The organism is Oceanimonas aquatica (assembly GCF_030732065.1).
GTDB lineage: Bacteria > Pseudomonadota > Gammaproteobacteria > Enterobacterales > Aeromonadaceae > Oceanimonas.
Window position 1 is genome coordinate 217,185 of record NZ_JAVBHX010000001.1, and the last position, 23,045, is coordinate 240,229.

Here is a 23,045-nt window from a genome sequence, read left to right on the forward strand (position 1 = left end):
GGGGGAACTGCTTCATGCTGATGTCCGTTGCCGCCATTGTACTGGGTCTTGCGGTGCTGGTGTGGAGTGCCGATCGTTTCGTGGACGGCGCCTCGGCCACCGCCCGCTATGCAGGCATGCCGCCGTTGCTGATTGGCATGGTGATCGTGGGGTTTGGCACCTCGGCCCCGGAAATTGTGGTGTCCATTATCTCGGCGCTGGAAGGCAACCCCGGGCTGGCGCTGGGTAACGCCTATGGCTCCAACATCGCCAACATCGGCCTTATTCTGGGGGTAACGGCGCTGATAAGCCCCATTGCCGTGCAGTCCCGAGTGTTGCGCAAGGAACTGCCCATTCTGCTGTTGCTTACCCTGCTGTCGCTCAGCCTGGTATGGAACGGCTGGCTGGGGCGCACCGATGCCGTGGTGCTGCTGGTGGTGTTTGTGCTGCTCATGGCCTGGAGCATTCGCCGCGGCCTGCAGGATGGTCACGATCCCATGGCCGGTGAGCAGGAACAGGAACTGAATGAAAACCAGATGAGCCTGAAACAGGCGCTGTTCTGGCTGCTGGCCGGCCTGGTGCTGCTCATTGTCAGCTCGCGCATTCTGGTGTGGGGCGCGGTCAATGTGGCCCAGGCCTTTGGCGTGAGCGATCTGATCATCGGTCTGACCATAGTGGCCATCGGCACCTCGTTGCCGGAACTGGCATCATCCATTGCCGCCATTCGCAAAAACGAGCACGATCTGGCGATTGGCAACGTGATTGGCTCCAACCTGTTCAACACTCTGGCGGTGGTGGGCCTGGCCGGTGTTATTCACCCGCTGGAAGTGGTGCCGGAGGTGATCAACCGTGATTTTGTGGTGATGATTGCCCTGACCCTGTCGCTGTTCGTACTGGGTTTTGGTTTTCGCGGCCGGCCCGGGCGCATCAACCGCTTTGAAGGTGCCTTTTTGCTGGCGGTGTACCTGGCCTACACCGGCTGGCTGGCGGGTAATGTGATTACCGCCGCGTAAGATTCTTCATACCGTTGGAGAGCAGGCGGCTCGCCTGCATTAGCGCCCGTAAGGGCGCTCAGTCGTTTAACGGTTTGTTGTCATCTCCGCGAAGGCGGAGATCCAGAACATATGGCACTGGGCTCCCGCCTTTGCAGAAGTGCTACAGAGAGATGATCCGCAGTCTGAATCGCCCGCAAGGGCGCTTTCTCGTTTTAAACAGCCCAAAATGGGCGTTTCTCCCCGCATTCCCCGTCGGCTTCAATTGCGCTCGAGTCTATACTCACCCGAACACCCCCAATCTCGCGCGGGAGAAACCATGACCGGACTCACCTTCACCGGGCGGGCTACCGCCGGTTTACTTTGCACCCTGCTGGCGTTGCCGGCGTTTTCTCAACCGGCTGCGGCCCCCCTTTCCGCCAAAGACAGCGACCCCAATACGCTGGGCTGGATGCAGGGCTTTCCGCCACCAGCGGAAAAACGCTTGCGCGCCGCCGACGGCTCCTTTTTTGAATTTCCCGCCCTGCGCTACAGCGTGGCCCATATGCGCGAGTTCATGCCCACGGTGGCGGTCTCTCGCGGACTGGGCGCACCGGTGCCGCTGGGCTATCGTCTCGACCCGCTGATCGACAAGCTGCGCTTTATTCCCTGGGGCAGCAGCGAGCCCATGACTTTTGCCGACGCCTTTGACCGCAACTACACCGACGGCCTGATTGTGCTGCACCGGGGCGAGGTGGTGTACGAGCGCTACGCCGGCGCCCTGAAAGAAGACGGCCAGCACGCCGCCATGTCGGTGACCAAATCGGTGACCGGCCTGCTCGCCGCTGTGCTGGTGGCGGAAGGCAAACTGGACGACACCCAAAGGGTGACTGAGTATGTGCCCGAGCTGAAAGACTCCGCCTTTGGTGATGCCACCGTGCGCCAGCTGATGGACATGACCACGGGCCTGCAATACAGCGAGAACTACGCCGATCCCAACGCTGAGGTATGGCAATACTCCGCCGCCGGCAGCCCCTGGCCCAAGCCGGAAGGTTACACCGGTCCGGTGGGCTATTTCGAATACCTGACCGGGGTGCAAAAGCAGGGCGAGCACGGTGCAGCCTTTGGCTACAAAACCGTAAACAGTGACGCCCTGGGCTGGGTGATTGCCCGGGTCAGCGGCCAGTCGGTGGCCGAATTGTTGTCGAATCGCATCTGGCGCCGGCTGGGCATGGAGCAGGGCGCCTACTATCAGGTAGACGAGCTGGGCACGCCCTTTGCCGGCGGTGGCCTGAGTGCCGGTCTGCGCGACATGGCCCGTTTTGGTGAGCTGGTGCGTAACAAGGGTCGCTGGCAGGGCGAGCAGCTTATTCCCGCCGCAGCCATTGACGACATTCAGCGTGGTGGCAGCAAAGACGCCTTTGCCAGGGCCGGCTACGACAAGCTCAAGGGCTGGTCTTACCGCAACATGTGGTGGATGACCCATAACGCCAATGGTGCCTTTGCCGCCCGGGGCGTACACGGCCAGACCATTTACATTGATCCCGCCGCCGAGATGGTGCTGGTGCGCTTTGCCTCTCATCCGGTGGCCGCCAACGGTGCCAACGATCCCTACTCGTTGCCGGCGTATCAGGCGGTGGCGGACCATCTAATTTCCCTCAAAACACCGTAACAGGAGCCCTTATGAAACCTGCTGAATTGTTTGACCTCACCGGCAAGGTGGCCATTATCACTGGCGGCGCCAACGGCATTGGCAAGGGCTGCAGCAAGATGCTGGCCGCCCATGGCGCCAGTGTGGTGGTGGCGGATCTGAAGCTTGAGGCCGCCGAGGCCACCGCCGAGGAAATTCGCAAAGAAGGCGGCAAGGCGCTGGCCGTGGCCTGCAATGTCACCAAGGACGACGATCTGACCGGGCTGGTGAACCAGACCCTGGCGGAATTCGGCCACATCAACATTCTGGTGAACAACGTGGGCGGCGGCGGCGCCGGCCGTGAAAGCCCGGCCACTCTCACCGTTGAAGAATTTGCCCGCACCTTTGAGCTGAACGTGTTCAGCAACTGGCGGCTGGCCCAGCTGTGCGCGCCGCACATGGAGAAGGCCGGTTATGGCTCCATCATCAATATGTCGTCGATGAGCTCCATCAACAAAAGCCCGGCCATCAGTGCCTATGCCTCGTCCAAGGCCGCCATCAACCACATGACCGCCAACCTGGCCTTTGACTACGGCCCCGCAGGCATTCGCGTGAACGCCGTGGGCCCCGGTGCCATTCGCACCGATGCCCTGGCTTCTGTGCTCACGCCCGAAATCGAGGCGCGCATGCTGGCGCATACCCCGCTTAAACGCCTCGGCGAGGCGGAAGACATTGCCGGTGCCGTGCTCTATTTTGCTGCCCCCGTGTCCCGCTGGGTAAGCGGCCAGACCCTGTTTGTGAATGGCGGTGGCGTACAGACCCTGGACTGAGTCACATTGTTACTTTCTTGTTGTTCCTTTCGACCAAGGTGTGATGGCCCAGGCCGGCGACCTCTGTTAAGGTCGCCGGCTTTGTTATGTGGCAAAAGCATATGTTGCCTATTTGACCATTAGTGTTGTTGTATTTTGGATTGAAAAGGAATTAACAGACGATCATGTGGAATATCATTAAAATCGCCAGTGCATTCATTGGCATTATTGTAGGGGCGGGCTTTGCCTCCGGTCAGGAAGTGTTGCAGTACTTCACCAGCTTCGGTTACCTGGGCACGGCCGCCGCCGTGGTGGCCACCGCCCTGTTTGCCTATCTGGGCATGATGCTCACCTGGCTGGGCAGCCGCACGCGCACCCGCTCTCATAAAACCGTGGTCTATCAGATAAGTGGCCGTTACCTCGGCGTGATCGTGGATGGCGTGATCATCTTTACCCTGTTCGGTGTGGGCGTGGTGATGATCGCCGGCGCCGGCTCTACCCTGCATCAGCAGTTTGGCCTGGCCCCCTTTGTGGGCAGCGTGCTGATGACCCTGATGATGGGGGCCACCCTGATGCTGAACGTGCAGCGAGTAGTGGGGCTGATTGGCAGCATAACGCCGTTTCTGGTGCTGGCGCTGATCCTCATCTGCATTTACAGCCTGCTGACCATGGAGCGCAGCTTTGAAGAGCTGGCGCCCATTGCCGAAAGCGTGGAGTCCACCCTGCCGCACTGGCTGGTGTCGGCGGTGAACTATGTGTCGTTTAATATTGCCGTGGGCGCGGCCATGTCACTGGTGATGGGCGGTGCCGAGCCCAATGCCCGCATTGCCCGCTGGGGCGGCCTGCTGGGCGGCGCCGGGGTAGGGGTAATGATCATGATCAGCCACCTGGCCATGTTCTCCCAAATTGACCAGGTGGCCGGCTATGCCCTGCCGCTGCTGAAGATCATCGACGGCATTTCGCCCTGGCTGGCCAAGGCCATGGCCTTTGTGCTGTTTGGCATGATCTTCAGCACAGGTGCCAGCATGTTCTATGCCTTTGTCGCCCGTTTTGTGGAAATGCGCACTCCGGCAGCCAACCGCTTCAGCATTGCTACCCTGGTGGTGGGCTTTGTGGCCAGCTTTGCCGGCTTTACTCAGCTGGTGGCCTTCTTCTACCCGCTGATCGGCTATCTGGGCCTGTTCCTGGTTGGCGCACTCATGTATGCGCCGCTGCGGCTGAAGCGTGCCGACTTTGCCGGCAAGCTGCAGCCTCTGGCCGGCAACGATTAAATTGAGCTCAGGCGGCCCGGAACTCCCTGGCCGCCTGCATTAGCGCTGACGAAGTACTTCCATTCACTCGCCCCGTACGTTCTCTCACTTTTAAACCTTCTCTTTCTTCAGTACCTTATGGCTCAGTTCCGTTAAAACCCGGTTTGGCCAAAAGGAGACCATCATGACCATATCCGAGCAGGATCTGCGCCATTTGCGCCGTTGTGTAGAGCTGGCCGAAGAAGCCCTGAGCGAAGGCGACATGGCCTTTGGCTCTGTACTGGTATCGGCCGACGGTGCCGTGCTGGCGGAAGAGCGAAACCGCATTCACACCAGTGAGGCCACCTGGCACCCGGAAATTGTGCTGGCGCGCTGGGCTGCGGAGCACCTGAACGAAACCGAACGCTCCCGCGCTACTCTGTATACCTCGGGCGAACACTGCCCCATGTGCTCCGCGGCCCACGCCTGGGCCGGCCTGGGTCGCATAGTGTTTGCCAGCTCCGCCGGCCAGTTTGCCGTCTGGTGCGAGCAATGGGGCCTGCCCGCCTCACCGGTAAAGGCGCTGACCATCAACGAAGTGGCGCCCGACATTCCCGTGGCCGGCCCGGTGCCGGAGCTGTCTGAGGAAATCCGAGAGTTGCACCGGCAGTATTTTGGGATTGAGAGCAAGGACTAACCGCCAGCTACCTGGCCCTTTCACGTCGCCCCCGCGAAGGCGGGGGCCCATTCTTTTACCCCTTCAATACACTGAACTCCCGGAATAAACGCACCGGCAGCGGGTGCGTCAGTGACGTATTCATATTTTCTTGTAGTAAAGTGGTTACCCACTATAATCGAGCGAACCAATCGAGTCCTTTTTGATAAGGGTTAATAATTTGGAGGCGGGATGTCTAGAGGGTGGTCAAGAGCTGAAGTAGAAGCAACGGTTGCAGACTACCTGGATATGCTCTTTGTAGAGCTAACAGGCAAGAAATATAATAAAACTGAGCACAGAAGGAACTTACAGCTCAAGCTCGACGCCCGTAGTGAGCGAGCTATTGAGTCAAAACATCAAAATATCAGTGCCGTTTTAATTGGTATGGGAATTCCATACATCAATGGTTATAAGCCCCTTTATAACTTTCAGCGTTCCCTGCTGCCGGAGGTTGTTTCCCATCTTGTTGCTCAAAGGTTTGAGTTGCATCGGTTGCTGGAGGTGGATGTAAAAAAATCACCTGCTGGCTTGCCTAAGCTTGACTTTGAAGCCGTGTTGGAAGAGCCGCCGAAGAAAGACAAGATAAGCGAAGTAAAAGCTAACTATCATGCCAATAACATAAATTATTTGGAGCGGGAAGCACGCAATCAGGTCATCGGTGATCTTGGTGAGGCGTTTGTTCTTGCCTATGAAAAAGAAAGGCTTGAGAGATTGAGTAAAGGTTTTTTGGCTGACAGGATTGAGCATGTTGCTCGAACCGAAGGGCCTTCTGCTGGATATGACATTCGTTCTTACAATCAGGACGGTTCTGATAAGTTTATCGAAGTAAAAGCAACGAAATACGGAAAAAGCATTCCTTTTTTTGTGACTCCGAATGAGTTGAGATTTTCACAAAAAAATGCAAATAGGTACTTTTTATATCGAGTTTTTGAGCTGAACACTAAACCAAAAATGTTCCATTTGACTGGTGATTTAGCAAGTGTCTGTAACCTCAAACCAACAGAGTTTATGGCCGTGGTTGGCTGAGCTTTCTCATTACCGCTTTGCGGCAAATTGCGGGCGAGCCGCCCCTATCAGGGACAAGACCCGCGCACCAATAAAAAACGGCACTCGGGATTAACCCAAGCGCCGCTTTTTTCACGTTTTACGTCGAACGTCTTACTTCCGCGTTGCGCCCTTCATCTCTTTCACAAAGGCGGTCAGCGCATCCAGCATGGCCTGGGGCTGGTCCAGGTGCTGTTCAATGATTTTCACCACGGCAGAGCCGGAGATGGCGCCGGCGGCACCGGATTTGATGGCGTCGCGCACCTGCTCGGGGCTGGAGATACCAAAGCCCAGCAGCGACGGCGGAGCATCATATTTAGCCAGGGTGGCGAGCAGGGTGTCTACCGGGGTACCGGCCCTGGTTTCGGTGCCGGTCACGCCGGCGCGGCTCAGCAGATAGGTGTAGCCGGAGCCGGTTTCTGCCACGGCCTTGAGGGTGGCCTCACTGCCGTTGGGCGGGGCGATGTAAATGCTCTCAATACCGGCCTTGTCGGCGGCGGCCTTGAAGGGCCCGGCCATTTCCAGCGGCACGTCGGCCACCAGCACCGAATCCACTCCCGCGGCGGCGGCGCGGCTGTAGAAGCTGTCCATGCCCGGGGCATACACCAGGTTGGCATACACCAGCAGGCCAATGGGCAGCTCGGGGTATTTTTCCCGCACTTGCGTCAGCATGTCGAAGCAGATTTGCGAGTTGGTGCCGGCTTCCCGGGCGCGCAGGGTGGCGGCCTGAATGGTGGGGCCATCGGCCACCGGATCGGAGAACGGAATGCCCAGCTCCAGGGCATCGGCGCCACCGGCGACCAGGGCGTCGATCACCTTCAGCGAATGCTCGGGGGTGGGGTCACCCAGAGTCACGAAGGGCACAAAGGCGCCTTCATCAGCGGCGTTCAGGCGCTCAAACAGCTGGTGGTAGCGGCTCATTTCATTTCTCCTTTGTGCTCCAGGATCTCGGCAACGGTAAAGATGTCCTTGTCGCCACGACCGGACAGGTTAACCACCAATACTTGTTCTTTCTCCGGCTCGGCTTCGGCCATTTTTAATGCATACGCCAGGGCGTGGGACGACTCCAGCGCCGGAATAATGCCCTCGGAACGGGCCAGGGCCTGAAAGGCGTCGAGGGCCTCGTCGTCGGTTACAGATACATACTGGGCCCGGCCGGTGGTGGCCAGAAACGCGTGCTGGGGGCCCACCGAGGGAAAGTCGAGACCGGCGGACACAGAATAAGACTCTTCCACCTGGCCATCGGTGTCGTGCATCATCAAGGAGAGCATGCCAAAGAACACACCCTTGGTGCCTTCCCCAAGCGTGGCGCCGTGCTCGCCGGTTTCAATGCCCTTGCCCGCCGGCTCCACGCCAATCAGCTTGACGCTGTCTTCTTCAATAAAGTCGGCAAACATGCCAATGGCGTTGGAGCCACCGCCCACACAGGCGATGACTGCGTCGGGCAGGCGCGCTTCGTGCTCCACAATCTGTACCTTGGCTTCTTCGCCAATCATGCGCTGAAATTCCCGCACTATGGTGGGGAAAGGGTGCGGACCGGCGGCGGTGCCCAGCATGTAGTGGGTGGTGTCGTAGTTGGCTGTCCAGTCGCGCAGCGCCTCGTTACAGGCGTCCTTGAGGGTGGCGGAGCCGGAATGCACCGGTACTACTTTGGCGCCCATGAGCTCCATGCGAAATACGTTGGGCTTTTGCCGCTCGCAGTCCTTGGCACCCATGTAAACGATGCATTCCATGCCCATCAGGGCACAGGCCAGGGCGGTGGCTACGCCGTGCTGACCGGCACCGGTTTCGGCAATAATGCGTTTCTTGCCCATGCGCTTGGCCAGCAACGCCTGGCCCAGCACCTGGTTGGTTTTGTGGGCGCCGCCATGGAGCAGATCTTCCCGCTTCAGGTAGATGCGGGTCTTGGTGTTGCTGGCCAGGTTGCGTACCCGGGTGAGCGGGGTGGGGCGGCCGGCGTATTCCGCCAGCAGCTCGCGAAACTCGCGGTCAAATTCCGGATCCTGCTGGGCGTCCACAAAGGCCTGCTCCAGTTGCAGCAGGGCCGGCATCAGGATCTGCGGCACATACATGCCGCCAAAATCACCAAAAAAGGGGTTCAGTAAGCTCATTTCTGTGTCCTGCGTCCGTAATGTCTGAGGGTGGCAAAGGCCGCCTTGAGTTTGCCGGCATCTTTTTGGCCGGGGGCGCTTTCCACGCCGGAGTTAAAGTCCAGGCCGCGGCAGCCCTGGGCGGCGGCGGTGGCGGCGTTGTCGGGGGTGAGGCCCCCGGCCAGCATGGCACTGGCCTTGTCGATGTCGTTCAGAAGCGCCCAGTCAAAGGCGAGGCCGGTGCCGCCGCTTTGGTTGCCGGCTTTGGTGTCGAACAGCAGCCGGTCGGCGTGCTCGGGCAGTGCCGGCAGCGCATTGCTGACTGCCACCGCTTTCCACACCGCCACGCCGGGCAGCCGTGCCTTGAGGACATCGATGGTGGTGTCGTTCTCGTCGCCGTGCAACTGCACGGCGGCCAGGTTCAGCTCTTGGGCGGTCGCCACCACCTCATCCACGGGGGGGTTCTGGAACACGCCCACGTAGTGGAGCGGAGCACCGGCCATGATATTGCGCGCCTGGCTTACATTCACGCAACGGGGGCTTTTGGCCACAAAGATGAGACCACCATACACGGCGCCGGCCTCATGGGCGGCGGCGGCGTCTTCCGGGCTAGTGAGGCCGCAGACCTTGTTGTCGCCGAGGATCAGCCGGCGTACCGCCAGATCGAGATCGTCTTCGGCCATCAGAGAGCTGCCCACCAGAAAGCCGTCGGCATGGGCCGACAGGGCTTTGGTCTGGCCATGATGATAAATACCGGATTCGGAGATCACGATACGGTCGTCGGGGATCAGCGCCGCCAGCCGCCTGGTACGGTCGAGATCTATGCTCAGATCCCGCAGATCGCGGTTGTTGATGCCGATGACTTTGGCGCCCAACTTGAGGGCGCGGGCCACTTCGTTCTCGTCGATCACCTCGGTGAGCACACCCATATTGAGCGACTCGGCTACTTTGGCAAGCGATGCATACTCTTCGTCATTCAGCACCGACAGCATCAGCAGAATGGCATCGGCGTTGTGGTGACGGGCCAGCTTGATCTGATAGGGGTCGATAATGAAGTCCTTGCAGATCACCGGCTGAGTCACCTGGTTGCGCACTTGCGTGACAAACTCAAAGCGGCCCTGAAAGTATTTCTCATCGGTCAGCACCGAGATAGCCGTGGCATAGCGGCCATAGACGCCGGCAATGGCGTCCAGATCGAACACTTCCCGAATCAGGCCCTTGGACGGCGAGGCTTTTTTGCACTCCAGAACAAAGGCCGGCTTGCCGGCGGCCAGGGCCTCGGCAAAGGGGCGATCACTGGGTACCAGAGTGGCTTCAAAGCTCGCCAGCGGCTGACTTTGTTTGCGCTCTTCTACCCAGATTTTTTTGTCGGCAACGATTTTGCCGAGCACTGTATTCAGCATTGACTCAACTCCGCCAGTTGTTTGGCTACATCCATGGCACGGCCGGATCTTAACACGGACAGCGCCCGCTCCACGCCCTGCTTGAGATTTTCCACCTGACCGCTCATCACCAGCAGCGGCGCCACGTTCATGGCAATCACACTTTGCTGGGCCAGGGTGCCTTCACCCGCCAGCAGGGCCTCGGTGATTTGACGGTTCTCCGCCGGCTCGCCGCCCTCGATGGCACTGAGGTCGTGGCGCTCCAGCCCCAGCTCTTCGGGGGTGATGTCATATTCGGTCACGCTGTCGCCGTTGATCTCGGCAATGTGGGTGGTGCCGTGAATGGCAATTTCGTCCAGGCCGCTGCCGTGCACCACCATGCCGCGTTCCAGCCCCATGGCCACCAGAGTATCGGCAATGGGGCGCACCAGCGCCGGGCTGTATACGCCCAGCACCATAAAGCTGGGGCGGGCCGGGTTGATCAGCGGACCCAGCACGTTAAAGATGGTGCGGGTTTTCAGGGCCTGGCGCACCGGCATGGCATGGCGAATGCCGCCGTGGTAGTGGGGCGCAAACAAAAAGCACACATTGGTGTCGTCCAGGCAGCGGCGGGCCTGTTCCGGGCTTAAGTCCAGGCGAATGCCGAACTGTTCCAGCAGATCGGATGAGCCGGACTTGGAGGACACGCCCCGGTTGCCGTGCTTGGCCACCTTGATGCCGCAGGCAGCGGCCACCAGCGCCGAGGTGGTGGACACGTTAATGGTGTTCATGCCGTCGCCGCCGGTGCCGACGATGTCGCAAAAGGCATAGTCGGGGCGGGGAAAGGGCTTGGCGGCGGCCAGCAGGGCGCCGGCGGCCCCGGCGATCTCGTCGGAGGTTTCGCCTTTTATCTTCAGCGCGGTGAGCAGGGAAGACAGCACGATGGGATCCATGTCGCCGTTCATCACCTGCTCAAACAGGGCGTGAGCCTGTTCCCGGCTGATGTTTTCGCCCCGGTAAAGTTGTTCCATGGCCTGGCTCATGCGGCGTTCTCCTTGGCGGTAATAAATTCCAGACTCTGGGCCAGCAGGCGGGCCCCGTCGGTGGTCATGATGGATTCGGGATGAAACTGAAAGCCCAGTACCCGGCGGCTTGTGTCCTGCACTGCCATGGTCATGCCATTGAAGTCGGCAATCACTTCGAGGCCGGCGGGGATGGCTGAGCCCACCAGCGAGTGGTAGCGCGCTACCGGCAGCGGGTTGGCAAGATTGGCAAATACGCCTTCGCCGCTGTGGCTGATGAGCGAGCTTTTGCCATGCTTGATTTCACCGGCGCTTTCCACCCGGCCGCCGTAGTGCTCCACCAGCGCCTGATGACCGAGGCAGATGCCCAGCATCGGGAACCTACCCAGACACTGTTCAATCAGCGCCGGCATGTTGCCGGCGTCACTGGGCTGGCCCGGACCGGGGGAGAGCACCAGCACCGGGTTGTCGGCCTGCTCCATGGCGGCCAGCAGCTGGGCTACCGGCACGGTATTGCGGTAAATGTTGACCGTGGCACCCAGGGCGCGGAACTGATCCACCAGGTTGTAGGTAAAGGAGTCGTAGTTGTCGAGCAGGAAAATGGTCTGGCTCATGCGCTCACCTCCGCCAGTGTGGTGCCATGGGAAAGGGCGATGGCATTGAGCACCGCCGCCGCCTTGTTGCGGGTTTCGTCGGCTTCCGATTGCGGATCCGAGTCGTACACCACGCCGGCGCCGGCCTGCACGTGGGCAAGGCCCTGACTGACAAAGGCGGAGCGGATCACGATGCAGGTGTCCATGTCGCCCAGGCCGTTAACATAGCCCACGGCGCCGCCGTAGCTGCCCCGACGCTGGCCTTCCACCTCGCGGATCAGCTCGCTGGCGCGGATTTTGGGGGCGCCGGTCAGGGTGCCCATGTTCATGCAGGCCTGGTAGCCGTGCAGGGCGTCGAGGTCGGCGCGCAGGGTGCCAACAACGCGGGACACCAGGTGCATGACGTGGCTGTAGCGATCCACGCTCAGCAGATCTTTTACATAGCGGCTGCCGGGCTCGCTGATGCGGGCAATGTCGTTGCGGGCCAGGTCCACCAGCATCAGATGCTCGGCGGTTTCCTTTTGATCCTGGCGCAAATCCAGCTCGATGCGGCCGTCCAGGTCCAGGTTGATGCTGCCGTCCGGGTTAAAGCCCCGGCGGCGGGTGCCGGCGATGGGGTACATTTCCACCTGGCGGTCGTGATGGTCAAACTTCACCGAGCTTTCCGGGCTGGCGCCGAACAGAATGAAGTCTTCATCGTTCACATAAAACATGTAGGGGCTGGGGTTGGTCTGCTTGAGCTTGCCGTAGGCCGCGAGAGGGCTGGGGCAGGGCAGGGTAAAGCAGCGCGAGGGCACCACCTGAAAGATGTCACCGGCCACAATGTTGCCCTTGAGCCGTTCCACGTCGGCGCGGAACTCGGCGTCGCTCTTGTTGGTGGTGACCTTGCCATTTAATACAGCGTTGGCTTGCGGGCTGTCGTGGTGTTCGCCACAGGCGGTGGTAAGCGTATTCAGGCGGGCCTGCAGCCGCTCCTGCTCGCCTGAGTCAAAGGCGCAGGCAGCCAGGTGGCATTGTTCCTTCACGTGATCCAGGGTGATCAGGGTTTCTGCCAGGTAAAAACAGAAGTCGGGGCAGTGGTTGATGCCCTCGGTCACCTCGGGCAGGCGCTCCACGGCGGCAATCAGGTCATAGGCAAAGGTGCCGCCCATAAACAGATGCTGCTGGCCCTGGTCAGCGGTAAAGCGGGTGAGAATAAGCCGAATGGTTTCCAGTACGGACGGCGCCTTCAGCCGGCTGTCTTCGTCCAGGTTGGCGTCGGCCTCGGCCAGGATCACGGTGAGTTCGGTGTCGGTGCGCTCGCCGCCCAGCTCGTGCTGTATCAGTTCAAGGGCGGGCAGGCCGTTGGCATTGAGGGCGGTAAGGGTAACGGTGCGGCCGCGGCATACCAGGCGCACACAGGCGTCGAGCATCAGCAGACTTTGAGTGCCCGCCTTGGTGTCAATTTCGGCGGATTCCAGCAGCAGACTGTTGTCGCCGGGCTGGCTGAGGGCGGCGTATAACGCCAGGGGATCATCGGTATAGGGTGCATCTTGCAATAAAACGTGGAGCTGACCTTGCGCCATTTGGAGTATTCCTTATGTGTTAATGCTGATCATCAGGGATCTGTCTGATGACCTGGCTGGCAATGTCGTCGTCGGTAACGGACGCGAATGCCGGTTGCTGAACATGCCGGTTTTCGGGTTGCCATCGCCAAAAATTGAGAAAGGTCGGTTTCATCACGTTACCTTTTGCTGGATAATAAAAAAGCCCGCAGAGTTGCGGGCTTTCATGTTTCGCTGAGACTGTTGAACGAATACAGCAAATCACACCCGCTTCAGGGAGTGTGCCACCACCAAATGGTCAGAGTGGAAGTTTGCTGCAACATGGCGCTCAATCTCGCTAATCGAAAAACTGGATACAGTTAAACGATATTTGCGGGGGCAAGTCAAGCCCGATCACAGGATTTTTTTATGCGCATCGACCTGCACAGCCATTCCACCGCCTCCGACGGCAGCCTGAGCCCCAGTGAGCTGCTGGCCCGGGCCGCTGAAAAAGAGGTGGATGTGCTGGCACTGACCGACCACGATTCGGTGGCGGGACTGGCCGAGGCCGAGATCGCCGCCGACGAGCACGGCATTCGTCTGGTGGCCGGGGTTGAGATTTCGGCGCTGTGGGAGCACAAGGAAATCCACGTGGTGGGGCTGAACCTGGACCCGGGCCACGAGGGCCTGGTGCAACTGCTCGGCGAGCAGGCCGCCCGGCGCGATGCCCGCGCCCGGTTAATGGGAGAGCGGCTGGAAAAGGCCCGTTTTCCCGGCGCCTATGAGGGGGCCAAGGGCATCGCCGGCGAGGCGGCCATTACCCGTACCCACATGGCGCGCTGGCTGCTGGAGCAGGGCGCGGCCGACTCCATGGGAAAGGTGTTTAAAAAGTTTCTGAGCCGGGGCAATACCGGCTATGCGCCGCCGGACTGGTGCTCTCTGGCCGAGGCCATCGGTGCCATTCAGGCGGCGGGCGGAGTGGCGGTGCTGGCGCACCCCACCCGTTACGATTTGTCGAACAAGTGGGTACGCAAAATGCTCACCGCCTTTGCCGAGGCCGGCGGCGATGCCATGGAGGTTTCCATGGCTCAGCAAAGCCCGCAGGAACGTGCCACGCTGGGTAAGTGGAGCCGGGAGTACGGGCTCGATGCCTCGGTGGGCTCCGATTTTCATTTTCCCAGCCAGTGGCGGGAACTGGGCCGCCAGTTGTGGCTGCCCAAAGAGGCGACGCCCGTATGGGAGCGCTTTCTGTAAATCATTCCGGGAGGAATCATGAGTCAGTTTTTTGAAATTCATCCAGACAACCCCCAGCCACGGCTGATCAATCAGGCGGTGGCCATCGTCCGTCAGGGCGGCGTGCTGGTGTATCCCACCGACTCGGGATACGCCATCGGCTGCCTGGTGGGCGACAAGAACGCCATGGAGCGTATCTGCCGCATTCGCCAGATAGACAAGGAGCACAATTTCACCCTGGTGTGCCGGGATCTCTCTGAGCTCTCCGCCTATGCCCGGGTCGACAACGGCGCCTTCCGGCTGATGAAAAACAACACGCCGGGAGCCTATACCTTTATTCTGCGCGCCACCAAGGAAGTGCCCAAGCGGCTGCAGAACCCCAAGCGCAAGACCATTGGCCTGCGGGTGCCGGATCACGCCATTAGCCTGGCCCTGCTGGAAGCCCTGGGCGAGCCGCTGATGTCCTGCAGTCTGATTTTGCCCGGTGAAACCGAGGCGGAATACGATCCCTTTGATATTCGCAACCGCTTGGAAAAAGTCGTGGATCTCATCATCGACGGTGGCGTGATCGATTCAAAGCCCACCACGGTAGTGGATTTGTACGATGATACCCCGGTGATCGTGCGCGAAGGCGCGGGCGAACTGGCTCCTTTTGAATAAGTGAACGACATGACTGAAAAACTGCAAAAAGTGCTGGCCCGGGCCGGCAAGGGTTCGCGCCGGGAAATCGAGGGTCTGATCAGCCAGGGCCGCGTCAGCGTCAACGGCAAGGTGGCGGTGCTGGGCGACCGGGTCGCCGGTAACGAGCAAATTCGTGTGGACGGCCACCTGGTGGAAACCCAGGCCGAAAGCGACATCGTGTGCCGGGTTCTGGCCTACCACAAGCCGGAAGGCGAGGTGAGTACGCGCAAGGATCCGGAAGGCCGGCCTACCGTGTTTGACCGTCTGCCCCGGCTGCAGGGCGCCCGTTGGGTGGCCGTGGGCCGGCTGGACGTGAATACCTCGGGCCTGTTGCTGTTTACCACCGACGGTGAGCTGGCCAACCGGCTGATGCATCCGCGCCACGAAATCGACCGGGAATACGCGGTACGGGTGTTTGGCGAGGTGGACGAGGCCATGCTGCAGCGACTGCGCAAGGGCGTGATGCTGGAAGACGGCGAGGCCCGCTTTGAGACCCTGAAATACACCGGCGGCGAGGGCATGAACCTCTGGTTCCATGTTACTCTGAAGGAAGGCCGCAACCGGGAAGTGCGCCGGCTGTGGGAATCCCAGGGCGTGCAGGTCAGCCGGCTGATGCGGGTACGCTACGGCAAGATTGAAATGCCTAAAAACCTGCCCCGGGGCGGCTGGGCCGAGCTGCCGCTGGATCAGGTGAATTATCTGCGCAAGGAAGTGGGCCTGCCCCCGGAGCAGGAAAGCAAGGTGGATGTGAATGCCCCCGACCGCTACAAGCAGGTAGCCCGCATTCGCAAGGCAGTGCGCAAGCACAATACCCGGGTCAAGGGCGCCGGCACCGGTGCCGCCCCGAAAAAACCGGCCCCCACCGGCTCCCGCGGCCCCAAGCCGGCCCAGCGGCAGAAGCAGAAGCGCAAAACGCGGATGTAAGCTACAAACCCCGCCCTGACCCTCCCCTTGCCAAGGGGAGGGAATCTGGTGTTCCTCCCCCTTGTTTAAGGGTGAAGGCTGGGAGGGGGTTATTGCACAAAAAACGGCGCCGGGTTTAAACCCGGCGCCGTTTTTTTATCGCCTCATCAACCTTCACAACTCGCTGGCAAACTCCTTGCGGGAGAAGGCTACGCGCTCTTCCGGGGTCAGGGTGATCTTCTTGCCAAGTTTTTCAATCTTGCGCAGGCGGGGCAGCAGGCCGGCGGCGTTGGCGGTTTGTATCGCCAGCCCCGGGCGAGCGTTCAGCTCCAGCAGCATGGGACCCTTTTGCTTGTCGAGCACCATGTCGGTGCCGATGTAGCCCAGGCCTGACATCTCGTAGCAGGATGACGACAGGCTCAGCAGCTGCTCCCAGTAGGGGACTTTCAGTTCAAACAGATCCCGTCCGGTATCCGGGTGGTAACGCACCGGCTCGTTGAACTGCACCGCCCGAATGGCCCGGCCGGTGTTGATGTCGAGGCCCACGCCCACGGCGCCCTGGTGCAGGTTGGCCTTGCCGTCTGACGCCTGGGTTGAGAGCCGCATCATGGCCATGATGGGAAAGCCCCTGAACACGATCACCCGGGTGTCGGGCACGCCCTCGTAGGAAAAACCGTCAAACACATCGTCGAAGTTAATAAGGGCTTCAATCAGCGCCACATCCGGCTTGCCGCCCAGGGAATAGAGGCCGGCCAGAATGTTGGACACGTGTCGTTCCAGATCCTCGATGGTCTCGGTCTTGCCGCTGGGCTTGGTGAACCGTGTGCGGTCGTGATCCACGATCACCGTAATGCCCTTGCCTCCCGAGCCCTTGGCGGGCTTGATACAGAACCCCGGCCAGTCCTTGACCATGTCCCACAGGTGAGTCACTTGGTGCTGGTACTGAATTTCCCCCACCAGATCCGGCACTGTCACGCCGGCGGCGAGGGCAATTTGCTTGGTCTTGAGCTTGTCGTCCACCAGCGGATACAGCCGCCGCGGATTGTAGCGGCTGATATAGGAAATGTTGCGCTGATTCATGCCCATGATCCCCAGGCGGTGCAGGGTAAAGGGCGAGGTATATTTGGACAGCAGTTGCTTAATCATGTTTCAGCTCGTCTGCCAGGGGCTTGAAGCGCTTGAGCTCGGTCAGGCGATAGCCGGTATAGTTGCCCAGCACCAGCACGGCCGCCATCACCACCAGCTGCAGGCCGAGGAAGTTGAAGGTGAGGTGACGGATCAGCTCGTTGTTCATGGCCAGAAACGCCATCACCGCCACCACCAGGGAGCCGCCGCCCTGCTTGATCACTTCCTTGGGGCCTTCCTCTTCCCACAGCACCGACATCCGCTCTATGGTCCAGGCCAGAATGATCATGGGGAAGAAGGTGATCTTCATGCCCTCGGTCAGGCCCAGCTGATAGGCGACAATGCTGAAAAAGCCGATCATGCCGATGACCATGATGATCACCGCCGATATTCGCGCCACCAATAACAGATTGAGGTGGGAGAGGTAGGAGCGCAGCACCAGGCCGGTGCCCACAATAATCAGAAAACCCACCAGGCCGGTGAGCAGACTGGTCTGAATAAAGGCCATGGCGATCAGCACCGGCATAAAGGTGCCCGAGGTTTTCACCCCCACGATAATGCGCAGGAACACCACCGCCAGTACCCCGATGGGGATCAGCAGTATGCCCTTGAACAGCGCCTGCTCTTCCAGCGGCAGGTTGTACAGCGACACATTGATCCAGTCGGGCTGATCAAACTTCTTGGCCAGGGCCACGTTCACCGGCTGCTCCTGCTCCAGCATGGAGAAGCTCACCCTGGAGTTGCTGCCGCCCACCAGATCCAGCACCGGGGCCGAGTGGTATTCCCACAGCAGCAGGTTTTCCTGCAGACCCTGATCGCCGGTGGCCGGGTTGAAGATTTCGTAGCGTTCGCCGTCATACACCTGCACCACGTCTACCAGCGGCTGGCGCCGACGGCCGTCTTCCAGCTGCAGCCCTTTCAGCAGCCGGGCCGGCACCCCGGCACGGTGCAGCATCTCAAGCAGCAGCGGACCGGAAGACTTGTGCTGGGCCAGCAGTTCGGCGTTCTGGCCACCGCTGTTCAGCTCCTTGAGCAGCTCGCGGGTAAAGGTGATGTTGTCTGAAGAGCGTTCCTCGGCCAGGGTCAGTACCTGATCCATGGCGGTGGCATAAGGTTCGGCCACTTCCACCGTGGTCACCTGAGGCGGTGCGTTGCCGATGGGCCCCTTGGCAAAGGGGTCGAGCATCATGTCGACCTTGTAATACAGCTCCTGATGGCCGCTGGCAGAGCGGATGGACCACTCGGCCCGGGTGCCGCCTTCGGTCTGCACAAACGACAGGCCGTAGCCGGGAGAGGCGGCGGACTCGTTCATCAGGGTAAAGCCGGGCTGGCTGCCGGGCACCGCCAGCGATGCCTTCACCGGACGGCCATTGGCCTCGAACTCAACCTTGGCTTCCACCGACCAGATCTGGCGCTTTTCACCGGGCAGCCAGGGGACTTCATACACAAAATGGCGGTGCAGCATGAGCGCCAGTCCCACCAGGAACAGGGCTGCCACAATCAGATAAAAGGGTTTGCGTGAGTACATGGACTTTACTCGCTGGAAGGTTTGGGACGCCGGGGTTTGCCCTGCACATTACGGCGGGCAATATCCACGACGGCGATGTCTTTGAGAAACTCACGCCCCAGCAGCACCGGGTAGGTCATCTGGGAACGGTCGGTGAGGGTGAACTCGGTTTTTTCCGACAGCCGGCCCAGGCGCAGGGTCAGCTCCACCACCGGGCGGCGCTCGGTTTCTTCGGCCGAGGCCTGGCGAATACGCACATAGCGCACCAGGGGCGCTTCCACCGGCAGCTTTTCGTCCACACCTTCGTGGGCCATGTTAAAGCTCACCCAGGGCTTGCCGTCGCGTTCGAACTCGGTGATGTCCTGAGCGCTGAGCGACGAGGTGGTGGCGCCGGTGTCGATACGGGCGGGAAACAGGTCGTCCACCGCATCCAGCCACACGCTTTCGGCTTCCCCCACGATCAGTTTGCCGTCTCGGGTTTCGTTATCGGGGGTGTTGTCGGGGGCGCGCTCATCGACCGGGGCGGGAGTGGGCGCCGGCTGGGTGGCGATCACCTGCTTTTTCAGGTTGCGGATTTCCTGCTGCAGGGCAGTCATAAAGGCGTGATGATTGGTGCTGAGCCGCGTGTTTTGTTGCTCCATGGCGGTGATCATCCGGGCTTCCTGGCCAGCCAGCGCGACATTCAGCTCGGGTTCGGTTACGGGCTGAGGCTCGGGCTCGGAGTTGGAAAAGTGGCCGGCGCAGGCGCTCAGCAACAGGGGCATCAGCAGTGACAGGGCCGCTTTGTTCATCCTTTACTCTCTTGTGGTCTGTGTTGCGGGTCTACCGGCTTGTTGGCGATGATGATGGCGCGCTTGGGGGCCGGGTATCCCTCAATGGTTTTGCCGGGGTCGTTCGGATCGAGAAAGTCCGCCAGCGATTCGTTGCGCATCCAGTCGGTGCGTCTTTGTTCGTTCAGGGTGGTGACGCTTTCGTCCACCACCCGAATATTTTCAAAACCGCATTTGTTGAGCCAGCCTACCAGGGCCGCGCTGCTGGGAATAAACCAGACGTTGCGCATTTTGCCGTAGCGCTCACCGGGCACTAGTACCTGGTGCTCGTCACCGTCGATCACCAGGGTTTCCAGCACCAGCTCGCCGCCGTCGTGCAACTGGGCCTTGAGCTGCAGCAAATGATCGATGGGGGAACGCCTGTGATACAGCACGCCCATGGAAAAGACAGTATCAAAGGCGCGCAGCTCGGGCAGTTCTTCTATGCCTAAGGGTAATACCTGGATCCCTTTATAACCATTGGCGAAGTGTTTGATGGCCTCGAACTGGCACAGAAACAGCTGGGACGGATCTATGCCTACCGCCATTTCGGCCCCTTCGCCTATCATGCGCCACAGGTGATAGCCACTGCCGCAGCCTACATCCAGCACGTAGCGGTATTTCAGCGGGCTGATATGGGGCTTGAGTCGCTCCCATTTCCAGTCGGAGCGCCACTCGGTGTCGATATGAATGCCGTGCACCTCGAACGGCCCCTTGCGCCAGGGATGGAACTGGCCCAGCAGGCTGTTGATTTTCTTTTGTTCCCCTTCCGACACTTCGCCGGGCTGGCCAATGGCGACGCTGTCTTTCAGCTCGATGCGGTTGGTGTGAATGGCGGGCAGCTTGTGCAGGGCCCGGCTCCAGCGCGCCAGATCGCCGTGCTGGTGCTGTTTTTGCCAGTCGTGCAGCTGGGCAGGCAGGCAGTGCAGCCAGTGGCTGAGCCGGCTTTTGGCGATTTGCTGATAAAAGTCGCTGAAGTCGATCATTTGATGGCCACCATGGAGCCGAAGTTGAAGCACTGGAACCACATGTCGACATGGGCAAAGCCAATGCCCTTGAGCCGGGCCTTGTGCTGCTCGGAGGAGTCGGGGCGCAGTACATTTTCCAGCGCCGTGCGTTTCTGGCTGATTTCCAGCTCGCTGTAGCCATTGGCGCGCTTGAAGTCGTGGTGCAGATCGATCAGCAGCTCGTTGACAGTGTCGTCTTCACTGACAAACTTCTCGCTTAAAATCAGCACGCCGCCGGGATTAAGGCCGTCATGTATTTTTTTGAGCAGGGCCTCGCGCCGGTCGGGCGCAATAAACTGCAGGGTAAAGTTGAGCACCACCACGGAGGCGTTTTCAATGGTGAGGTCGCAGATGTCCGCTTCCTGCAGCTCCACCTCCACGTCGGAGCGAAAGGCGGCCAGGTGGGTGCGGGCCCGTTCCACCATGGCGGCGGAGTTGTCCACTGCCACAATGCGGCAGCCGGGCTGACTCAGGTTGCGGCGCATCTCCTGAGTGGCGGCGCCCAGCGAGCAGCCCAGGTCATAGAGTTGGGTATTGGGCCGGGCAAAGCGGGCCGTCATCATGCCGATGGCGGAAATGATGTTGGAGTAACCGGGCACGGATCGTTTGATCATGTCCGGAAACACCTCGGCCACTTGGTGGTCGAAACAGAAGTCGCCCAGCCGGGCAATGGGGGCGGCGAAGATATGATCTTTTTCTTGCATGGCGTTGTGAATATCGAACTCTGGCTTACGGCCGTATTGCCGCGCGGAATGAGGCTATTGTAAAAGAAGCGCAATGGGTTGTCTTGATGGGCGCCATTCGGTGCGACAAATTCTTTTTATGCTGTCTCTGGATGGTCCGTGACATTGAGGAGAATGGTCCGAGCTGCGCCGCTGCACTGACGTGCCCAACCCCCCCCCTGCCCACAAACGTTCAGCCCAATGCGCGCACCCGCCCAATCCGCAGAAATACACGGTCTTCCGTATTCCATACAAACCATGACGTTTTTGACTATGCCTCTGTCGTTTTCAGCCACAGCGCCCGGTAGCGTGCGGGCTAGACTGCCCCTGAATTCGGTGAATTAAAGGTCACCGTTAACCGAATGCGAGGAAGGGCAGGCTATGCAAAACGCAGCAGAAGTACACAATCAGGCCATTGTCATTGACGGCCTCATCATTGCCAACTGGGGGCGGGAACTGTTTGAAGACATGCGTCGTGGCGGTCTGACCGCGGCCAACTGCACCGTGTCGGTGTGGGAAGGTTTTCAGGCCACGGTCAACAACATCGCGGCCTTTAACCGTTATTACCAGGAACATGCCGACCTGATCCGTCCGGTACGCACCACCGCCGACATTCTGGCCGCCAAGGAAGAAGGCCGCACCGGCATTATTCTCGGATTCCAGAACGCCCATGCCTTTGAAGACAAGATTGGCTACGTGGAAGTCTTCAAGCAGCTGGGCGTGGGCATCGTGCAAATGGCCTACAACACTCAGAACCTGGTGGGCACCGGCTGTTACGAGCGCGACGGCGGCCTGTCCGGTTTTGGCCACGAGGTGGTGGCCGAAATGAACCGGGTCGGCATTATGTGCGACCTGTCCCACGTCGGCGCCAAGACCTCGGAAGAGGTGATCCTGGCCTCGCAAAAACCGGTGTGCTACTCCCACTGCCTGCCCGCCGGCCTCAAGGACCACCCGCGCAACAAGTCTGATGCAGAGCTGCGTTTTATCGCCGAGCACGGCGGTTTTGTGGGCGTCACCATGTTTGCGCCCTTCCTCAAGAAAGGCATCGAGTCCACCGTCGACGACTACGTCGAGGCCATTGGCTACGTGCTGGATCTGGTGGGTGAAGACGCCATCGGCATTGGTACCGATTTTACTCAGGGCCACGATCAGAACTTCTTCGAATGGCTGACCCACGACAAGGGCTACGCCCGCCGCCTGACCCGCTTTGGCGAAATCATCAACCCCGAAGGCATTCGCACCATCGGCGATTTCCCCAACCTCACCGAGGCCCTGCTGCGCAACGGCTATTCCCCGCGCCTGATCGAGAAAATCATGGGCGGCAACTGGGTTCGCGTGCTCAAGGACGTCTGGGGCGAATAAGGAATCAAGGGAGAAATAACCATGTCAGTACATGCACCGGAAATGCCGATTGAAGTGGACGCCGACACCGGCGTCTGGACCACAGACGCCCTGCCCATGCTCTATGTGCCGCGTCACTTCTTTGTGAACAACCACATGGCCATTGAGGAAGAGCTGGGCCCCGAGCGCTATGCCGAGATCCTGTACAAGGCCGGCTACAAGTCGGCCTGGCACTGGTGTGAAAAAGAGGCCGAGTGCCACGGCATCAGCGGCGATGCGGTATTTGAGCACTACATGAAGCGCCTGTCCCAGCGAGGCTGGGGTCTGTTCACCATTGAACAGCTCGACATTCCTGCCGGCACCGCCCGGGTACGCCTGGATCACTCCGCCTTTGTGTACCAGTACGGCAAGGTCGATCGCATGGTCGATTACATGTTTACCGGCTGGTTCGCGGGCGCCATGGACCAGATTGCCCAGAGCCAGGGTTACCCGGTGCGTACGCAGGCCCGCCAGGTGCAAGGCGCATCCCAGAGCGGCTGCGATTACGGCCTGTTTGAGGTGAGCCCGCTGTAAGACGTCTTCTGTCATGCCTCAACACGTCATACCCGCGAAGTGAGTATCCAGGGCATGGAGCACCGGTTCGGCAACAACGCCGGTTTGCAGAAATGCATGGACTCCCGCCTACGCGGGAGTGACGGAAGTAACGGCAACAAACAGGCGCTCACACGAGCAGGTGTTAATTTTCAGCGGG

Annotated in this window: 22 protein-coding genes; 11 read left to right on the plus strand and 11 right to left on the minus strand. The window is 60.2% G+C overall.

Annotation, left to right across the window (positions count from 1 at the left end; translation table 11 throughout):
• The first annotated feature begins 14 nt into the window (after window positions 1-14).
• From Q9290_RS01055 to Q9290_RS01080, 6 genes are all read left to right on the plus strand, one after another.
• Window positions 15-992, plus strand: coding sequence for a calcium/sodium antiporter (locus Q9290_RS01055; protein WP_306077779.1), 978 nt, complete (start codon window positions 15-17; stop codon window positions 990-992).
• Window positions 993-1,290: 298 nt separating this feature from the next.
• Window positions 1,291-2,622 carry a serine hydrolase domain-containing protein gene (locus Q9290_RS01060; RefSeq protein WP_306077780.1) on the plus strand — a complete coding sequence of 444 codons (1,332 nt, stop codon included), beginning with the start codon at window positions 1,291-1,293 and terminating at the stop codon, window positions 2,620-2,622.
• 11 nt (window positions 2,623-2,633) lie between these two features.
• Window positions 2,634-3,410: a glucose 1-dehydrogenase gene (locus tag Q9290_RS01065; RefSeq protein ID WP_306077781.1), complete on the plus strand. Its 777-nt coding sequence runs from the start codon at window positions 2,634-2,636 to the stop codon at window positions 3,408-3,410.
• A gap of 164 nt (window positions 3,411-3,574) precedes the next feature.
• Window positions 3,575-4,660, plus strand: a complete 1,086-nt coding sequence (locus Q9290_RS01070; protein WP_306077782.1) for a YkvI family membrane protein — start codon at window positions 3,575-3,577, stop codon at window positions 4,658-4,660.
• Between the two features lie 163 nt (window positions 4,661-4,823).
• Window positions 4,824-5,315: a nucleoside deaminase gene (locus Q9290_RS01075; protein ID WP_306077783.1), complete on the plus strand. Its 492-nt coding sequence runs from the start codon at window positions 4,824-4,826 to the stop codon at window positions 5,313-5,315.
• Window positions 5,316-5,525: 210 nt separating this feature from the next.
• Window positions 5,526-6,359 (plus strand): protein NO VEIN domain-containing protein, encoded by an 834-nt coding sequence (locus Q9290_RS01080; protein ID WP_306077784.1) that lies wholly within the window; start codon window positions 5,526-5,528, stop codon window positions 6,357-6,359.
• A 132-nt stretch (window positions 6,360-6,491) separates the two neighbouring features.
• On the opposite strand, the gene trpA is transcribed toward Q9290_RS01080, so the two are convergent.
• Genes trpA through Q9290_RS01110 form a run of 6 tightly spaced genes read right to left on the minus strand, consistent with a single transcriptional unit; the run spans window position 6,492 to window position 13,008 of the window.
• Window positions 6,492-7,298, minus strand: a complete 807-nt coding sequence (gene trpA / locus Q9290_RS01085; RefSeq protein WP_306077785.1) for a tryptophan synthase subunit alpha — start codon at window positions 7,296-7,298, stop codon at window positions 6,492-6,494.
• Window positions 7,295-8,488, minus strand: coding sequence for a tryptophan synthase subunit beta (gene trpB, locus Q9290_RS01090; protein ID WP_306077786.1), 1,194 nt, complete (start codon window positions 8,486-8,488; stop codon window positions 7,295-7,297). The genes trpA and trpB overlap by 4 nt, the downstream gene beginning before the upstream one ends.
• Entirely contained in the window at window positions 8,485-9,870 is a 1,386-nt protein-coding gene (trpCF, locus tag Q9290_RS01095; RefSeq protein WP_306077787.1) for a bifunctional indole-3-glycerol-phosphate synthase TrpC/phosphoribosylanthranilate isomerase TrpF, read from the minus strand. The genes trpB and trpCF overlap by 4 nt, the downstream gene beginning before the upstream one ends.
• The gene (gene trpD / locus Q9290_RS01100; protein WP_306077788.1) at window positions 9,864-10,871 is read right to left on the minus strand and encodes an anthranilate phosphoribosyltransferase; all 1,008 of its coding nucleotides are present in this window, start codon (window positions 10,869-10,871) and stop codon (window positions 9,864-9,866) included. The genes trpCF and trpD overlap by 7 nt, the downstream gene beginning before the upstream one ends.
• On the minus strand, window positions 10,868-11,464 hold the full coding sequence (locus Q9290_RS01105) for an aminodeoxychorismate/anthranilate synthase component II (RefSeq protein ID WP_306077789.1): 597 nt from the start codon (window positions 11,462-11,464) through the stop codon (window positions 10,868-10,870). Before Q9290_RS01105 ends, trpD begins: the two co-directional genes overlap by 4 nt.
• Entirely contained in the window at window positions 11,461-13,008 is a 1,548-nt protein-coding gene (locus tag Q9290_RS01110) for an anthranilate synthase component 1 (RefSeq protein WP_306077790.1), read from the minus strand. Before Q9290_RS01110 ends, Q9290_RS01105 begins: the two co-directional genes overlap by 4 nt.
• 387 nt (window positions 13,009-13,395) lie before the next feature.
• Here Q9290_RS01110 and rnm point away from each other — a divergent pair, with 387 nt between their 5' ends.
• Genes rnm through rluB form a run of 3 tightly spaced genes read left to right on the plus strand, consistent with a single transcriptional unit; the run spans window position 13,396 to window position 15,804 of the window.
• Window positions 13,396-14,220 carry an RNase RNM gene (gene rnm, locus Q9290_RS01115; protein WP_306077791.1) on the plus strand — a complete coding sequence of 275 codons (825 nt, stop codon included), beginning with the start codon at window positions 13,396-13,398 and terminating at the stop codon, window positions 14,218-14,220.
• An 18-nt stretch (window positions 14,221-14,238) separates the two neighbouring features.
• Window positions 14,239-14,859 carry an L-threonylcarbamoyladenylate synthase gene (locus tag Q9290_RS01120; RefSeq protein WP_306077792.1) on the plus strand — a complete coding sequence of 207 codons (621 nt, stop codon included), beginning with the start codon at window positions 14,239-14,241 and terminating at the stop codon, window positions 14,857-14,859.
• Between the two features lie 9 nt (window positions 14,860-14,868).
• Complete coding sequence (rluB, locus tag Q9290_RS01125) at window positions 14,869-15,804, plus strand: 23S rRNA pseudouridine(2605) synthase RluB (RefSeq protein WP_306077793.1); 936 nt, start codon at window positions 14,869-14,871, stop codon at window positions 15,802-15,804.
• 153 nt (window positions 15,805-15,957) lie between these two features.
• Here the strand turns inward: rluB and Q9290_RS01130 are convergent, their stop codons facing one another.
• From Q9290_RS01130 to cmoA, 5 genes are read right to left on the minus strand one after another with little or no spacing between them, the layout of a single operon-like run.
• Complete coding sequence (locus Q9290_RS01130) at window positions 15,958-16,929, minus strand: alpha-L-glutamate ligase-like protein (protein WP_306077794.1); 972 nt, start codon at window positions 16,927-16,929, stop codon at window positions 15,958-15,960.
• The gene (locus Q9290_RS01135) at window positions 16,922-18,436 is read right to left on the minus strand and encodes an inactive transglutaminase family protein (RefSeq protein ID WP_306077795.1); all 1,515 of its coding nucleotides are present in this window, start codon (window positions 18,434-18,436) and stop codon (window positions 16,922-16,924) included. The genes Q9290_RS01130 and Q9290_RS01135 overlap by 8 nt, the downstream gene beginning before the upstream one ends.
• A gap of 5 nt (window positions 18,437-18,441) precedes the next feature.
• Entirely contained in the window at window positions 18,442-19,206 is a 765-nt protein-coding gene (locus Q9290_RS01140) for an ATP-dependent zinc protease family protein (protein WP_306077796.1), read from the minus strand.
• The gene (cmoB, locus tag Q9290_RS01145; RefSeq protein WP_306077797.1) at window positions 19,203-20,210 is read right to left on the minus strand and encodes a tRNA 5-methoxyuridine(34)/uridine 5-oxyacetic acid(34) synthase CmoB; all 1,008 of its coding nucleotides are present in this window, start codon (window positions 20,208-20,210) and stop codon (window positions 19,203-19,205) included. Before cmoB ends, Q9290_RS01140 begins: the two co-directional genes overlap by 4 nt.
• Window positions 20,207-20,935 (minus strand): carboxy-S-adenosyl-L-methionine synthase CmoA, encoded by a 729-nt coding sequence (gene cmoA / locus Q9290_RS01150; protein WP_306077798.1) that lies wholly within the window; start codon window positions 20,933-20,935, stop codon window positions 20,207-20,209. The genes cmoB and cmoA overlap by 4 nt, the downstream gene beginning before the upstream one ends.
• A 399-nt stretch (window positions 20,936-21,334) precedes the next feature.
• On the opposite strand from cmoA, the gene Q9290_RS01155 reads away from it, so the two are divergent.
• Together Q9290_RS01155 and Q9290_RS01160 are read left to right on the plus strand one after the other, a co-directional pair.
• Complete coding sequence (locus tag Q9290_RS01155; RefSeq protein WP_306077799.1) at window positions 21,335-22,315, plus strand: dipeptidase; 981 nt, start codon at window positions 21,335-21,337, stop codon at window positions 22,313-22,315.
• Window positions 22,316-22,336: 21 nt separating this feature from the next.
• Window positions 22,337-22,867 (plus strand): 4-vinyl reductase, encoded by a 531-nt coding sequence (locus Q9290_RS01160; protein WP_306077800.1) that lies wholly within the window; start codon window positions 22,337-22,339, stop codon window positions 22,865-22,867.
• The last annotated feature ends 178 nt before the right edge of the window (window positions 22,868-23,045 follow it).

Coding starts and splice junctions, on each gene's coding strand:
- Q9290_RS01055 (WP_306077779.1), top strand. CDS start 15: ATGCTGATGTCCGTTGCCGCCATTGTACTGGGTCTTGCGGTGCTGGTG.
- Q9290_RS01060 (WP_306077780.1), top strand. CDS start 1,291: ATGACCGGACTCACCTTCACCGGGCGGGCTACCGCCGGTTTACTTTGC.
- Q9290_RS01065 (WP_306077781.1), top strand. CDS start 2,634: ATGAAACCTGCTGAATTGTTTGACCTCACCGGCAAGGTGGCCATTATC.
- Q9290_RS01070 (WP_306077782.1), top strand. CDS start 3,575: ATGTGGAATATCATTAAAATCGCCAGTGCATTCATTGGCATTATTGTA.
- Q9290_RS01075 (WP_306077783.1), top strand. CDS start 4,824: ATGACCATATCCGAGCAGGATCTGCGCCATTTGCGCCGTTGTGTAGAG.
- Q9290_RS01080 (WP_306077784.1), top strand. CDS start 5,526: ATGTCTAGAGGGTGGTCAAGAGCTGAAGTAGAAGCAACGGTTGCAGAC.
- trpA (WP_306077785.1), bottom strand. CDS start 7,298: ATGAGCCGCTACCACCAGCTGTTTGAGCGCCTGAACGCCGCTGATGAA.
- trpB (WP_306077786.1), bottom strand. CDS start 8,488: ATGAGCTTACTGAACCCCTTTTTTGGTGATTTTGGCGGCATGTATGTG.
- trpCF (WP_306077787.1), bottom strand. CDS start 9,870: ATGCTGAATACAGTGCTCGGCAAAATCGTTGCCGACAAAAAAATCTGG.
- trpD (WP_306077788.1), bottom strand. CDS start 10,871: ATGAGCCAGGCCATGGAACAACTTTACCGGGGCGAAAACATCAGCCGG.
- Q9290_RS01105 (WP_306077789.1), bottom strand. CDS start 11,464: ATGAGCCAGACCATTTTCCTGCTCGACAACTACGACTCCTTTACCTAC.
- Q9290_RS01110 (WP_306077790.1), bottom strand. CDS start 13,008: ATGGCGCAAGGTCAGCTCCACGTTTTATTGCAAGATGCACCCTATACC.
- rnm (WP_306077791.1), top strand. CDS start 13,396: ATGCGCATCGACCTGCACAGCCATTCCACCGCCTCCGACGGCAGCCTG.
- Q9290_RS01120 (WP_306077792.1), top strand. CDS start 14,239: ATGAGTCAGTTTTTTGAAATTCATCCAGACAACCCCCAGCCACGGCTG.
- rluB (WP_306077793.1), top strand. CDS start 14,869: ATGACTGAAAAACTGCAAAAAGTGCTGGCCCGGGCCGGCAAGGGTTCG.
- Q9290_RS01130 (WP_306077794.1), bottom strand. CDS start 16,929: ATGATTAAGCAACTGCTGTCCAAATATACCTCGCCCTTTACCCTGCAC.
- Q9290_RS01135 (WP_306077795.1), bottom strand. CDS start 18,436: ATGTACTCACGCAAACCCTTTTATCTGATTGTGGCAGCCCTGTTCCTG.
- Q9290_RS01140 (WP_306077796.1), bottom strand. CDS start 19,206: ATGAACAAAGCGGCCCTGTCACTGCTGATGCCCCTGTTGCTGAGCGCC.
- cmoB (WP_306077797.1), bottom strand. CDS start 20,210: ATGATCGACTTCAGCGACTTTTATCAGCAAATCGCCAAAAGCCGGCTC.
- cmoA (WP_306077798.1), bottom strand. CDS start 20,935: ATGCAAGAAAAAGATCATATCTTCGCCGCCCCCATTGCCCGGCTGGGC.
- Q9290_RS01155 (WP_306077799.1), top strand. CDS start 21,335: ATGCAAAACGCAGCAGAAGTACACAATCAGGCCATTGTCATTGACGGC.
- Q9290_RS01160 (WP_306077800.1), top strand. CDS start 22,337: ATGTCAGTACATGCACCGGAAATGCCGATTGAAGTGGACGCCGACACC.